Below are 13,882 nucleotides of genomic sequence, written 5' to 3'. Positions count from 1 at the left end.
TTTTCCTGCGCTTAGGCCCTGGACTTCCCGGCCATCCCGAAGCTCTTCGACAGGCTCGACAAGCCCTTGGGCGTCACGCTCAGAGCCCTGGAATCCAGATGGCGGGTCACCCAGCCGCGCTTGAGCATCAGCTCCAGCAAGGCGGCACCCAAGGCGCCGCCGATATGGGGCGTGCGTTCGCTCCAGTCCATGCAGGGATAGGCCAGGCGGCGACGCTGGCGGTTCACCGCATCGATGTCGATGCCCAGGCGTTCCAGGGCATCGCTACCGGTTTCGGTGACGCGGTAATCGCGACCTTTGGCCTCGATCCAGTTGGCGTGCAACAAGGCATCGTGCACCTGCACGGCGACTTCGCCGGCGCAGTGGTCGTAGCAGGTGCGCGCAAGACGCAGCACCGAAGGCGTCGAAGGCTGGAATGCCGCTGCGGGGACTCCGGCCAGTTGCAGCAGGCTTTCCAGCGCCTGGGCCACTTGCGGGTTGGCCAGGCGGTAGTAGCGGTGGCGGCCCTGCACGTGGAGTTCCACCAGTCCCTGTTCCAGCAGGCGGGTGAAATGGCCGCTGGCGGTGGACGCGCCGATGTCGGCAACGGCGGCCAGTTCCGTGGCGGTGCGCGCGTGGCCGTCGAGGAGGCTGCAGAGCATCCGTGAGCGTGCAGAGTCGGCAATGGCGCCGGCCAGCGCGGCGAGATGGTTGTCGGCGGTATCTGCATCCATGATTCGGCCCTCCCCGAAGTGTCGGTTGTCGGCGTCATCATAATCGGGCTCGAACCCCGTGGAGAGAGCCGGATATATCTTCAACCGTCTGAAGCCCGTCGCCGGCCGGTAGTACGGGCGGCTGGCTGCTACCCTTTCTGCCTAGTCGGGCAGACAGGAAGCTGCACCATGAGCACCATCGTCATCGCTGATCCACAGCCGTTCATTCGCGACGCGTTGCATCAGCGTCTGGCCGCCATCGGCCATGTGATAGTCGGCGAGTGCGGCGACGGACGGGATGCCCTTACCCGGGTCCAGCGCACCCACCCGGACCTGGTGATCCTGGAACTGGAGCTGCCTCGCCTGAGCGGGCTGGAACTGATCCGCAGGCTGCGCGCCGACGACCGCAAGCAGAAGCTGTTGGTCTTCACCAATCTGTCGGGGCCCTATTACCAGGGCCTCTGCTTGCAGGCGGGAGCCAGCGGTTTCGTGCATAAAGGCGCCACGCTGGAGGAACTGGACGAGGCGGTGCGGATGACCCTGGGCGGTCGTCTGGTTTTCCCGGCCGAGGTCCGGCAATCCGCCAGCGAGCACGGGCCTACCCTTTCCCCGGATGCCGAGATTGGCGAAAAACTGACCCCGCGGGAGCTCACGGTGCTGCAGTACCTGGCCCACGGTTTTCGCGTAAAGGACATCGCCCACGAACTGGCCATCAGCGACAGAACGGTCAGCACCTACAAGACCCGGCTGCTGGAAAAGACCCAGACCGATTCGCTGGTGGACCTGGTGGAAGTCGCCCGGGCCCGGGGTTTGCTGGCCGGCGGTGGCGCGAAAACTCCCGTCGATTCCGCCGCGTCATTGGGCAGCGACGATACCCTGGCCGAACTGTTCGAACTGCTGCCCACCGCTGTGGCCCTGCGCGACGCCGAAGGGCGGCTGCTGGCCTGCAACAGCAGTTTTCTCCAGACCCATGGCAAGACCCGCGAAGAGGTACTCGGTACACGTATTTTCCAGAGTGGGCTGGTGGAGCCGGAAGCTGCGGAGCTGGCCTATCAGGAATATCTGGCAGGGGTAGCCACCGGCAAGACTTTCTCGTTGATAGTGCCGACCCAGCGCAATGGCCAGCGGCGCATCTTCCGCATGATCGGGGTTCCACTGAGCAACGAGGCCGGCGCGCTCGGTGGGGTCATGACGTCCTTCGTGGACATCACCGAGCACGAACAGCACGTGGAACAGTTGCAGGAAGCCAAGGCCTTTCTGGAAGGCCTGCAGATCAGCCGCAATGCGTTGCTCCTCTTGTCAGGCAAGGAACTGATCGCCGAGCTGGACGGCGTACGCACCCTGATCGCAGCGGCACGGGAGGGAAACACGGATGAAGTCCTGCTGGCTGAGGTAGACGCCGGCGTTCTGACGATCCGCGAGAAGGTCGAGATTCTCCTGGAGGCGGTTCGCCTGGAACGCGGCGCCGCCCTCATGGTGCCTCAGTCGATGGAGCTGAACCGACTCACCCGGGAAGCCATCGAACACAGCCGTGCGGGTGCCGACTTCGTCCCCTTCCGCAAGGAGTGTTGGGGCTGGATCGACCCCAATCGCTACCGCCAAATGGTCAACACCCTGATCGCCTACTTCGCCAGGATGGGCCTGCCCCGTCTGCGGATCGAGGCGTCGGCCACATCCCTGCCCCATGGCGAGCTGACCTGGCAGCTGACATTCACCGCACCCGCCGGCGAGAACGTGCAGAGTCGCCTGGAAGACCATGCAAGCCGACCCCGCGTCCATCTGGCTCGGCACCTGTGCCGCCTGCTGGGAGGCACCTTGTCCATCGGCAGCCCCGATCGTCCCGAGCTGGCCGGCTTGATCCAGATCAAGCTTGCCCGAGGTAGTTCGCGAAACGACGAATTCTAGGGATTCCACTACAGCAGTATCAGAGGCGCACGATGGGGCAGAAACGCCCCGCACCCGATGCTTTGCCCATAGATTCCGCTATGGAGAAGCATCATGTCCTTCCACTCATTGGTCCACTGGCGCTCCGGTTCCCCTACCCCTCCCACCTGCCCGGCCCGGCTGAAGACACTCTGCCTCGCCATGGCCCTGATCAGCGCCGGTGCCTCCGGCCTGGCCATCGCCAACCCCGCCCTGCCCCAGGGTGGTTCGGTGACTTCCGGCAGCGGGAGCATCAGTCAAAGCGGCCCGGACATGACCGTCCAGACCACCACCCCGCGAACCGTCATCGACTGGCACAGCTTCAACGTCGGCCCGAACAACTCCATCAGCTTCCGCCAACCTGACGGCACCTCGGTAACCCTCAACCGGGTCCTTGGCGGTGATCCGTCGAAGATATACGGAACTATCACCTCCAACGGCCAGCTCATCCTGGTCAACCCGGCCGGCGTCTGGTTCGGCCCTAAATCACGCATCTCCGCCAATGCCCTGGTCGCCAGCGCCGGCTTCGTCACCGAAGAGCAGGCCAAGGAGTTCGCGCGCACCGGCAAGCTGGACATCCAGCTCAAGGGCCTGGTGCGCAACGAAGGCCACATCACGGTCCACGACAACGGCATGGTCGCCCTGCTCGGCGCCCAGGTGGAGAACGCCGGCGTCATTCAGGCGAAGAAAGGCACCGCCAAGCTGGCTTCCGGTCCGCAGGCAACCCTGGACTTCCAGGGTGATGGCCTGATCAATCTGGCCGTTGGTGGCGAGCCCGGCGACAAGGGCAGCGTCAACGGTGACGTCACCGGCGGCGTGCACAACTCCGGGCAGATCGACGTCGGCAATGGCGTTATAGCCATGAGCGCCGACCGCGCCGCCAAGCACCTGGACTCGGTGATCAACATCGGTGGCGACCTGGTGGCTGACTCGGTGAGCAGCGAGGGCGGCACCATCGTCCTGGGCAATGCCGCGACCACCAACGTCAACGGCAACCTCAGTGCCAAAGGCACCAGCGGCGGCCAGATCAAGGTGCTGGGCGATGAAGTGAACGTGGCCGGTACCGCGAAGATCGACGCCTCGGGTACCCAGGGTGCCGGCGGCAAGGTGCTGGTGGGTGGGAGCTACCAGGGCAAGGGCCCGGAACCGGCGTCGAAGGCGACCACGGTGGCCAAGGGCGCCCAGTTGAAGGCCGATGGCAAGACCGACGGCGGCCAGATTGTGATCTGGAGCGACGGCAAGACCCATTTCTCCGGTTCCGCCTCGGCCACTGGCCAACGCAAGGGCGGCGAGGTCGAAACCTCCGGCAAGCAGTTGACCGTCACCTCCGACGCCAAGGTGAACACCCGTGGCCAGCAGGCCAACGGCACTTGGCTGCTGGACCCGGCGGAGGTCAATATCGATGCCACCGACGCCGGCGGCTCCGTTGCGGCCAGTACCATCGTCAGCGGACTGGCCAACGGCAACGTGGTAATCCGCGCCACTGACACCCTCAACGTCAACGCCCCCATCATCGCCACCAACCTGGCCACCGTGGACAACGACGGCCGGACCAGCCCGTCCACCCTGGCGCTGATCTCCGCTGGCAACGCCGGGGTGATTTCCACCTTCGACGGCACCGACAAGAGCAACGCCAGCGGCGCGGTCAACATCAAGGCGCCCATCCTGCTCAAGGACGGCAACCTCTATATCAGTGCCACCGGCGATATCCGCCTGATCGACAACGCCCAATCCGGCGAAACCGGTGACGCCGCCTTCGGCAAGCGCGCCATTATCGACGTCGGTTCCGGTGTGGCCTGGCTGAAGACCTCCGACACCGCATCGATCTTCCAGGACTCGAACACCGCCATCATCGCCAACCAGCTCGCTGTCGAAGGCGCCAGCGTGCACCTGGACAGCGCCCTGAACCATGCCGGCACCCTCGCCGGCAAGGCCAGCAATGGCGTGTTCAGCTACAACCAGACCAATGCCAGCGGCCAGGCACCGAGCCTGGACAAGGCCGTGATCGCCCCGCTTACCGGGGAAACCCTCAGTGGCGTCAAGGCTTACGCCCTGACCAATATCGGCACCCAGGAGATCATCGCCAACGGCCAGCCTTATCGCGACATCGAGCTGAAACCCAGCAGCGGCAGCACCTTCGACTACGTGGTGTTCGAGGCCGTGGACCTTCGCGACGAGCACGGCAACGAGATTCCCAAGGCTGACCTGCTGCGCTACCTGGACAGCTCCGACTACCTGGTCAATGGGCTCGCCTTCAAGGACACCGCTGGCCATAGCTGGCAGTTCCTCCCCGACAGCAGCAAACCCGGCCTGACCCGGGTGTTGCGCGATGGTGTCGAAGTGGACGCGCCGGTGGGCTTTGCCCTGAATGGCGTCGGTGGCCTGGCCATGAGCGGCGTCTTCCTCGACAAGGCCTTCTGGGGGGTGTCCGGCGAGTACATTCCCGGCGCCTCCAACCAGTTCGAGATCCAGTACAACGCCCAGACCGGCAGTTCCCAGCAACTGGTCTTCAAGCTGGGTAACTCCACCGAGTCCGTACTGGCGCAGATAGGCTGGCTGCTGGATGACAAACCCTGGATCCAGACCAGCGACGGCAAGCCTGCAACCCAGGCGCAGCTCAACGAAACCGCACGCATCCAGTTCCTGGCCTCCCAGGACAAGTCCGACAGCAACATCTCACTGAACAGCAACAAGGCCATCATCAGCGCCACTCCACAGAACGTGCAGCGTGAGTACGGCGAGGCCAACCCTGGCCTGAACCAGACCATCGCCAGCAATGCGGCAGCCGATGTGGTACGTGGCGTGGATCGCTACGTCGATGCACAACTCGGCCGCGGCGGTGTCACCCAGGGCACACCGAGCACCAGTGCCACCCAGCAGTCCAATGTCGGTGATTACGCCATCAACGGCAGCCTCGCCGGCGACACCTATGCCAAGCAGCGATATGACCTGCAGAAGAACACCGGCACCCTCGAGGTCACCCCCGCCGAGCTGACGGTGACTGCCAAGGACAAGTCCAAGGTCTATGGCGATACCGATCCAGCCCTGGACTACAGCGTTTCCGGGGGCAAGCTGGGCCAGACAGGCGACCAGCTTCTCAACGGCGGTGACCTGGCCCGCCAGCCAGGCGAGAACGTCGGCAACTACGCTATCTCGCAGGGCGAATTGGGGCTGAACAACGGTCTCGGCGGCAACTACAGGCTCACCTTCGTCGACGGCAAGTTGCAGATCACCCCCGCGACCCTGGTGGTCAGCGCCGACGACAAGCAGAAAACCTACGGCGATTCCGACCCCGCTCTCTCCTATCAGGTTTCAGGCCTCAAGCGCGGTGATACCCAGGGCGAGGTGCTGAACAGCGGCAGCCTGAATCGCGATACCGGCGAGAACGTCGGCCGCTACGGTATCCAGCAAGGTAGCGTCGACCTGAGCAGCGGCAAGGGCGCCAACTACATCCTGCAGTTCAACGACGGCGTGTTCTCCATCGTGCCCGCCGAGCTGACCGTCACCGCCGACGGCAAGGCCAAGGTCTACGGCGACGCCGACCCGGCGCTGAGCTACAAGGTCGACGGCCTCAAGCGTGGTGATAGTGCCGGACAGGTGCTGAATGACGGCGGGCTGGTGCGCCAGGCCGGCGAAGATGTCGGCCATTACGGCATCCAGCAAGGCTCGCTGGACCTGAACGCCACGGGCGGTCAGAACTACATCCTGCACTACGTCGACGGCGATTTCGTCATCACGCCGGCCACCCTCACCGTTACCGCCGATGGCAAGACCAAGGTCTACGGTGACCTCGACCCGAGCCTGAGCTACCAGGTGGCCGGGTTGAAGAACGGCGACCTGCAGACAGACGTGTTGAACCCCGGCAAGGTGAAACGCGACCAGGGTGAAAACGTTGGCGACTACGCCATCCGCCAGGGCGATGTCGCTCTGGCTGGCAGCAAGGCGCAGAACTACGTTCTCAGCTTTGTCGACGGCACCTTCAGCATCACCCCCGCCACACTGACCGTCAGCGCTGACAGCCACACCAAGGTCTATGGCGATCTCGACCCGAACCTGACCTACAAGGTCAGCGGCCTGAAGAACGGCGACAGCCAGGGCGATGTGCTGAACGCGGGCGCGCTGCAGCGCGACCAGGGTGAGAACGTCGGCAATTACGGCATCCACCAGGGGACTGTGGGCCTCAACAATGGCCAGGGCAGCAACTACGTCCTGTCCTTCGTCGACGGCAATCTGGCCATCACTCCCGCCACCCTCACCATCACGGCCCAGGACAAGAGCAAGGTCTACGGCGACGCCGATCCGGCCCTGACCCATGTGGTCTCGGGACTGAAGAATGGCGAAACGGCTGCATCAGTACTGAACGGCGGTTCCCTGCACCGCGAGGCCGGCGAAAACGTGAAGCCTGGCGGTTACGCCATCGGCCAGGGCAGCCTGGGCCTGAATGCCGGCGCGGGCAGCAATTACAACATGGTGTTCAAGGACGGCACTCTGCAGATCACCCCGGCTCCCCTGGTGGTCAGCGCGGATGACAAGTCCAAGGTTCAGGGAGCTGCCGACCCGACACTCAGCTGGCAGGTCAGCGGCCTGAAGAACGGCGACACCGCGGATATCGCCAAGGGTTCCCTGACCCGCGCTCCAGGCGAAGACCCCGGCGCGTACGGCATCAACCAGGGCAAGGCCTTCGATGCCGGCAGCAATTACACCGTGACCTTCCGCGACGGCACCCTGACCATCACCGGCCCGCTGGTCCCCGTGGACCCGCAGCCGCCGATCGATCCGGAAAACCCGGTCACTCCGCCGGCGACCACACCCCCTCTGGGCCTGCCCCTGGGCGCCCAGTCACCTGGCAACACCCGCTGCACCGCGCTGGAGTCGCCCTCGGCCGTTTCCGCGAACTACACGGTTTCGCCGGCCGTGGCCCGCACCTACGCCGTGCAACTGATCTGCAAACCGCGCTCCTACGGCGACAAGACCAGCACCACGCCGGACATCACCGACGTCCTGACCTACGCCAACGGCCTGTTCAAGGACGGGAAACTGGTCCTCCCCGACTGGAACCGCAGCGTGATTCCCCACGACCTGACTCGCGATACCAAGGGAGGGAAATAGCCATGAAACCTCTTCCGTCCAATCTGAAGCGGCTGGCGATTGCCATCTGTTCCTGCCTGATCGTCATCGCCGGCCCCGTGAATGCCGGCCCGCGTGCCCAGCTCGACCCGGGCCGCGTGGAAGTCCCCGGTCCCGACGGCGTCCGCGCTTCGCCACCGGGCGTGACCGGCCCGCTGCAACTGCCGGAAACGGTGGTCACCGATGAGCAGTCCGCCCCTCGCGAGATGCAAGCCCAACCTGGTGAAGGCACGCGCTTCCAGGTCAGGAAGGTGCTCATCAAAGGCGTCAGCAGCTACCCGCAAGGTACCTTCGACGCCCTGGCCAGGCGCCTGGAAGGCAATCGCGTGACCCTCGGTGAGGTAAATGCCGTGGCCGACCAGATCACCCAGCGCTACCGCAAGGCCGGTTTCCTCCTGGCGCGCGCCTTCGTGCCGGAACAGCGTCTGGAAGGCGGCCAACTGGTGATCCAGGTATTTGAAGGCAAGGTCAACGATGTCCGCATCGAAGGCACCAGCAACAAGGCCATGGAGCGCTATGCCGCGAATATCCGCGAAGAAGTGCCGCCGAAGAGCACCACCATCGAGCGCAATCTGCTGCTGATGAATGACCTGTCCGGTAACGAGAGCCACGGCACCCTGTCCGCTTCGCCAGTGACCGCAGGTACCGACCTCACGGTGGAAAACCGCATTCGCAAGTACGAAGGCTTCTTCGGCTTCGACAACCGCGACAGTCGCTACTTCGGGCCCTGGCAGGCCTATGGCGGCGTGGGCGTCAACGACCTGACGGGCAACGGAGATCACCTTGGCGTCCGCGCTGGCAAATCGATCGAAGGCAACAAGATGACGTTCTTCGAAGGTCAGTACGAGCTGCCGGTAGGCAGCAAGGGCGACGTGGTGAGCTTCCTCGCCCAGCACAACGACGGCTTCCCGGACACCTACTCATTCCTCGACGCCAACAGCTCCGGCGACACCCTGGCGGTGCGCATCACCCGCCCCTGGATTCGCCAGCGCGACGAAACCTTCAAGACGTCGGCAGCCTTCACCTGGTTCAACGGACGTTCCGAGTACCTTCACCAGCCGGACCTGCCGCCTTCCAGCGACGACCGCATCCGCGCGCTGCGCCTGGGCGCGAGCTATGACTTCTTCGATGCCTACGGCGGCAAGAACCTGGTGAAGGCCGAACTGAGCAAGGGCCTGAAGATTCTCGGCGCCAGCGATGAAGATCGCCTCAACCCTTCCCGCGAGGGTGGTCGTACCGACTTCACCAAGCTGCAACTGGACGCCCAGCGCATCCAGGACCTGTCCGGGGTGATGGATGGCCTGAACCTGTACCTGGCGGCGACGGCGCAGACTTCCTTCGGCCAGGCCCTGCTCTCTCCCGAGCAGTTCGGCGTTGGTGGCAGTGAGTTCGGACGCGGCTACGACCCGTCGGAAATCACCGGCGACAATGGCTTCGCCATGAAGACCGAGCTGCAGTACAACCACCTGCACACCTTCAACGACTACCAGGTTCCAACCCAGTACTACGCCTTCTGGGACATGGGCAAGGTATGGAACAACGAGCCGCGCTGGATCAGCTCCGAAAGCCTTTCCTCGGCCGGAATTGGCGCGCACTTCCAGGTGGCCAAGGACCTGTACATGTCGCCGGAAGTGGCCTTTCCGCTGACGCGCTCGGTGTCGGCAGAGGAGATTGACGGCGACAACGGCAGGGCACCGCGCTTCTACTTCAACTTCCTGAAACTGTTCTGAAGACGGGATCAGGACCACCGCCGGAGCGAGCGCTGCTCGCTCCGGCAAAATATGTCTACTCGAACCCCCTGAGCACAGCGAACTCTTCCACCGGGGCTCGCTCGGAGCGCAGGCTGTTCACCACCGCCGACCGATCCGCGTAGCCCAGGGCCATGCCGCAATAGAGCAATTCATGCTCCGGCAATTCGAAGTGCCGATGCAGGCTTTCCCGCACCATCGCCCAGGCTTCCTGCATGCAGGTCGACAACCCCTGCTCTTCCGCAGCCAGTGCCAGCGACTGCATGAACATCCCCATGTGCGCCCACTGGCCGTGGCCCATGGCGCGGTCGATGACGAAGAAGAGCCCCACCGGCGCACCGAAGAACTGGTAGTTGCGCGACAGCGCACGCATTCGCGCGGCCTTGTCTTCGCGGGGAATGCCCATCAGTCCGTAGAGGTCTTCGCCGATCTTGTAGCGACGGGAGCGATAGGGCTCGGCCAGCGCTTCGGGGTAGATCAGGTGCTCCCCCGCTTCGCCCTTGGGATTCTTCAGCAGGGCTTCCACCGCCAGGCGCTCCACAGCGAGCTTCTCCGCACCGCTCACCGCAATCACCTTCCAGGGCTGCAGGTTGCCGCCCGACGGCGACCAGCGCGCCGTTTCCAGCAGGTCCCTGACCTGTTGCGCGGTGACGGGCGCGTCGCAGAACGCGCGGACGGAGATACGTTTCTTCAGGATTTCAGCTACGGACATGCTCAGGTCTCCACGCGATTGCGTCCTGCCGCCTTGGCTCGATAGAGAGCCCGGTCGGCGCTTTCGATCAGTTCCAGTTCCCGTCCCGCTGCCTGGGCACCGTGCATGGTGGCGGTGCCGATGCTGGCGGTGACGTGGCCAAAGGGGCTGGCGCTGTGCTCGATGCCCAGCGCATTGATGCGTTCGAGCAGATGCTCGGCGACGCTCAGGGCGCCCGATGCGTCGGTGCTCGGCAGAATCACGGCCAGTTCTTCGCCGCCGTAGCGCGCTACCAGGTCCCCGGAACGCTTCACGCCCCGCTGCAACTGCTCACCGACGGCGCGCAGGCATTCATCGCCCGCGATATGGCCGTAGGTATCGTTGTACCCCTTGAAGTGGTCGATATCGATGAGCAGCAGCGAAAGCGGCATGCCATCACGCTTGGCGCGCCTGGCTTCGGCCTCCAGCCGCTCATCGAAGCAGCGCCGGTTGGCAAGGCCAGTGAGCTGGTCCTGGGCGGCCAGTACCTCCAGTTGGCGGTTGGCCACCAGCAGGTCCTCGCGGGCGGACATCAACGAGGCTTCCGCGTCGATGCGGCGCTTGATGTCGAGGATCAGCAAACGGCCGATGGCGACGATGATCGCCAACAGAGTCAGCACCACGCCAACGATCAGCCAGGCCTGGTTCTTCCAGGTCCGCAGCGCTTCGTGCTTGCCCAGCGCCACGGTGGTCACCAGCGGGTAGCGATCGTTCTTGCGGAAGGCGTAAATCCGTTCCGTGCCGTCGAGTCCGGACCTGAAGGAAGCGGTGCCCGACGTAGCGCCGGAGAAATAGCGAAGGAAATTCGGCGAGCGGGAAAAGTCGTGGCCGATGTCCTTTTCGCGGTAGGGGTAACGGACCAGCAATTGTCCGCCGGTGGTACTCAGGCTGATGGTGCCCTGCTCGCCGACATCGATCTTGCCGAACAGGCGCAGGAAGTTCTCGATGCCGAGGGTCACGGCGACGACCCCGGCGAAACGGCCTTCGTGGTCCTCGAAGCGACGGCTGACGGTGAGCACCCAGTCCCCGGTGGAGCGGCTCTTGATGGGCGGGCCAATGAATATTTCCGGGGACGGATGATCCCGGTGGTGGACGAAGAAGGCGCGGTCGGCACTGTTCGCCCCTTCAGGAATGAGCCCGGTGGACGACATCAGCCAGTTGCCCCGGGCGTCGTAGATGACCAGGCCGTTGAGTTGGTCCAGCCAGCTTTCCTGGCGCTCGGTCAATTGCTGCAGGCGTTTCAGGTGAGCCGGGCCAATACCTTCGGCCTCCAGGCGCTCGGTGATGCCGAGGAGCAGCATCGCACTCTGGGTGATGATGCCTTCAGCGTAGGTGTCCAGCGTTTGCGCCAGGTTGAGGTTGTTGGTGTCGATTTCAGCCAACGTGCGATCGCGCGCCGACCAGACCTGCCAGGCGGTGGCCAGCGACAGCGACAGGCAGACAACGAACAGCAAGAGTACGGCCAGGCGGATATCACGCTTCATCCAGGCACCACGCGGAAAGTCCAGTTTCCGGACTGCAGGTCCCGCCGTATTGAAGGCACGACGGTTCTACATCCCCCATCCCCTGAAACGGCCCGTCCTGGACCGGCGATCAGGGATGGCGCGGATTCTACTGTGCCTGGCGCAAAACGCATTGGCCGACGGGCCACCCGCTGCCCCAGTTCAGATGCCAAAAAAAAGGCCGCCTTGGGGCAAGACGGCCATGAATAAAAACCAAAGGATTGATGAAGTGGAGGCGCCGAGTGCAATTCTTGGGGGAGACCAGAAAGTGCACTCGGCAAAAATCTTCATCGAGGGCAAGTTTACCGATTTCACTCGGCCGCCCAAATCAAACACCTCGATAGCCACTATCAACGTCAATACATGGGTTTCTTTGTCTTCAGCTGTTAGGCCGCCAGAAAAATCACCAAAAAGTACTCTTGACAACTCTTTTAAATATTCCGAGAGAAAATATATGAGCCCCTCTAAGTCGCCTAAAAGCCCCATCCGTCGAATCACTTGACAATGGTTTCAAAGCTAATCATGCGTACCCTGATCGTCTTCCAGTATTTCCGCCGCGCAACTTGTGGAAACAAAAAATGGCCACCTCAAGAGAGGCAGCCAAAGTCAGAGAGTAACTCGATGAAACATCTACCATCCGGCGGAGTTGGTTGGCGATTACATGCTTCATCGCGCACATCGTAACGACAGGTAAATTTCGTAAATATTGATCTCATTGATATTTGAAATTGATACTTACAGTTTTTTAGTTGGAACTCATCGTGATAACTGTCTGCGCGCATCGCGCCGGTACAGCCGGCAACCACAACGACAATGAATGGATTTGTCTGTCGACCCGTTGAGCTTCAAGGCTCGCGGCCATCGACAGTTCCTCCCCTTCCTGCCTTTTCCAATACCAACAAAACGACCATCAGGAGCACCCGTGATGCAACTCAATCCCCTGAGCGCCCTGGCGCTGGCGGTTTCCGCCGCCATCAGCCTGCCCGCCCTTGCCAGCGAGCAGTCCGAATCCAAGGGTTTCGTCGAAGATGCCAGCGCCACCCTGCTGCTGCGCAACGCCTACTTCAACCGTGATTTCAAGGACGGCGCCGCCGACGCCAAGGTCTGGGGCCAGGGCTTCATCGGCACCTTCGAGTCAGGCTTCACTCAGGGCACCATTGGTTTCGGCGTCGACGCCTACGGCTTGCTCGGCGTGAAGCTGGACAGCGGCCGTGGGCGCAATTACACCGCCTTCTTCGACACCGACAGCGACGGTCACCCGGTCGATGACCTCTCTGAAGCTGGTGGCGTGCTCAAGCTGCGCGCGTCCAACACCGTGCTGAAATACGGCAACCAGTTCCCCAACCTGCCCGTGCTGGCCCATGACGACAGCCGCCTGCTACCTCAGGCCTTCACCGGCACGCTGCTCACCAGCAAGGAAATCACGGGTCTGGAGTTAAACGCGGGCCACTTCACCGGCGACAGCCCCATGGGCGACCCGGCGCGCGACCCCAACCACCTGAAGAGCATCGACGTGGTCGGCGGCAGTTACGCTTTCACCGACGATTTCAGCATGGCGCTGTACCACTCCGACGTGGAGGACATGTTCAGGAAGTACTACGCCAACCTGAACTACAACATCCCGTTCAGCGACGAGCAGGCGCTGAACTTCGACTTCAATGCCTACCGCACCAAATACGACGACGGCTCCGAGGCCGCGCTGGCGTTCGGCGGCGATGGCCAGGACGACAAGAACACGATCTGGAGCCTGGCGGCCAAATACAGCATCGGCGCCCACGCCTTCATCGTCGCGCACCAACGCAACACCGGTGATGCAGGCTACGCCTACGACTTCGGCGACGGCGGCAGCACCATCTACGTGGCCAACTCCTACTTCTCCGACTTCAACCTGGAAGACGAGCAGTCCTGGCAAGCCAGCTACGAGCTGGACTTCGGCGGCTACGGCGTACCGGGCCTGACCTACAAGGTCGCTTACGTGCGCGGCACCGACATCGTCGCCGGCGGCGAGAACGACGGCACCGAGCGCGAGCTGTTCAACCAATTCAAATACGTGGTGCAGGACGGCGCGGCGAAGGACCTGTCTTTCAAGCTGCGCAACTCCATCTACCGCGCCGACAACCAGGTGGGGCCGGACCTCAACGAAGTGCGTGCCTTCATCGA

Annotated in this window: 8 protein-coding genes; 4 read left to right on the top strand and 4 right to left on the bottom strand. The window is 63.3% G+C overall.

The window, feature by feature from the left end; translation table 11 throughout:
• Nucleotides 1-11: 11 nt before the first annotated feature.
• On the bottom strand, nt 12-713 hold the full coding sequence (locus tag E8E91_RS22120) for a winged helix-turn-helix domain-containing protein (RefSeq protein WP_280378841.1): 702 nt from the start codon (nt 711-713) through the stop codon (nt 12-14).
• A gap of 168 nt (nt 714-881) precedes the next feature.
• Between E8E91_RS22120 and E8E91_RS22115 the strand changes: the two genes are divergently transcribed.
• The 3 genes from E8E91_RS22115 (at nt 882) to E8E91_RS22105 (ending at nt 9,472) form a co-directional block, all read left to right on the top strand.
• Nucleotides 882-2,597: a response regulator gene (locus tag E8E91_RS22115; protein ID WP_280378839.1), complete on the top strand. Its 1,716-nt coding sequence runs from the start codon at nt 882-884 to the stop codon at nt 2,595-2,597.
• A gap of 93 nt (nt 2,598-2,690) precedes the next feature.
• Nucleotides 2,691-7,724, top strand: a complete 5,034-nt coding sequence (locus tag E8E91_RS22110) for an MBG domain-containing protein (RefSeq protein ID WP_280378837.1) — start codon at nt 2,691-2,693, stop codon at nt 7,722-7,724.
• A 2-nt stretch (nt 7,725-7,726) separates the two neighbouring features.
• Nucleotides 7,727-9,472 carry a ShlB/FhaC/HecB family hemolysin secretion/activation protein gene (locus E8E91_RS22105; protein ID WP_280378835.1) on the top strand — a complete coding sequence of 582 codons (1,746 nt, stop codon included), beginning with the start codon at nt 7,727-7,729 and terminating at the stop codon, nt 9,470-9,472.
• Nucleotides 9,473-9,527: 55 nt separating this feature from the next.
• On the opposite strand, the gene E8E91_RS22100 is transcribed toward E8E91_RS22105, so the two are convergent.
• From E8E91_RS22100 to E8E91_RS22090, 3 genes are all read right to left on the bottom strand, one after another.
• Nucleotides 9,528-10,202 carry a nitroreductase gene (locus E8E91_RS22100; protein WP_280378834.1) on the bottom strand — a complete coding sequence of 225 codons (675 nt, stop codon included), beginning with the start codon at nt 10,200-10,202 and terminating at the stop codon, nt 9,528-9,530.
• A 2-nt stretch (nt 10,203-10,204) separates the two neighbouring features.
• A complete protein-coding gene (locus E8E91_RS22095) occupies nt 10,205-11,704 on the bottom strand; it encodes a diguanylate cyclase (RefSeq protein WP_280378832.1) in 1,500 nt (499 codons plus the stop codon).
• A gap of 180 nt (nt 11,705-11,884) precedes the next feature.
• Entirely contained in the window at nt 11,885-12,208 is a 324-nt protein-coding gene (locus E8E91_RS22090) for a hypothetical protein (RefSeq protein ID WP_280378830.1), read from the bottom strand.
• 439 nt (nt 12,209-12,647) lie between these two features.
• Between E8E91_RS22090 and E8E91_RS22085 the strand changes: the two genes are divergently transcribed.
• Nucleotides 12,648-13,882: OprD family porin (locus E8E91_RS22085; protein WP_280378829.1), on the top strand; the 1,235-nt coding region annotated here is incomplete at its 3' end.

Source organism: Pseudomonas sp. BN515 (genome assembly GCF_029873155.1).
GTDB lineage: Bacteria > Pseudomonadota > Gammaproteobacteria > Pseudomonadales > Pseudomonadaceae > Metapseudomonas.
This window is presented reverse-complemented; position numbering and strand designations above follow the sequence as displayed.

Bases quoted from the DNA above. Each gene is read 5' to 3' on its own strand.
- E8E91_RS22120 (WP_280378841.1), bottom strand. From the start codon at position 713: ATGGATGCAGATACCGCCGACAACCATCTCGCCGCGCTGGCCGGCGCC.
- E8E91_RS22115 (WP_280378839.1), top strand. From the start codon at position 882: ATGAGCACCATCGTCATCGCTGATCCACAGCCGTTCATTCGCGACGCG.
- E8E91_RS22110 (WP_280378837.1), top strand. From the start codon at position 2,691: ATGTCCTTCCACTCATTGGTCCACTGGCGCTCCGGTTCCCCTACCCCT.
- E8E91_RS22105 (WP_280378835.1), top strand. From the start codon at position 7,727: ATGAAACCTCTTCCGTCCAATCTGAAGCGGCTGGCGATTGCCATCTGT.
- E8E91_RS22100 (WP_280378834.1), bottom strand. From the start codon at position 10,202: ATGTCCGTAGCTGAAATCCTGAAGAAACGTATCTCCGTCCGCGCGTTC.
- E8E91_RS22095 (WP_280378832.1), bottom strand. From the start codon at position 11,704: ATGAAGCGTGATATCCGCCTGGCCGTACTCTTGCTGTTCGTTGTCTGC.
- E8E91_RS22090 (WP_280378830.1), bottom strand. From the start codon at position 12,208: ATGGGGCTTTTAGGCGACTTAGAGGGGCTCATATATTTTCTCTCGGAA.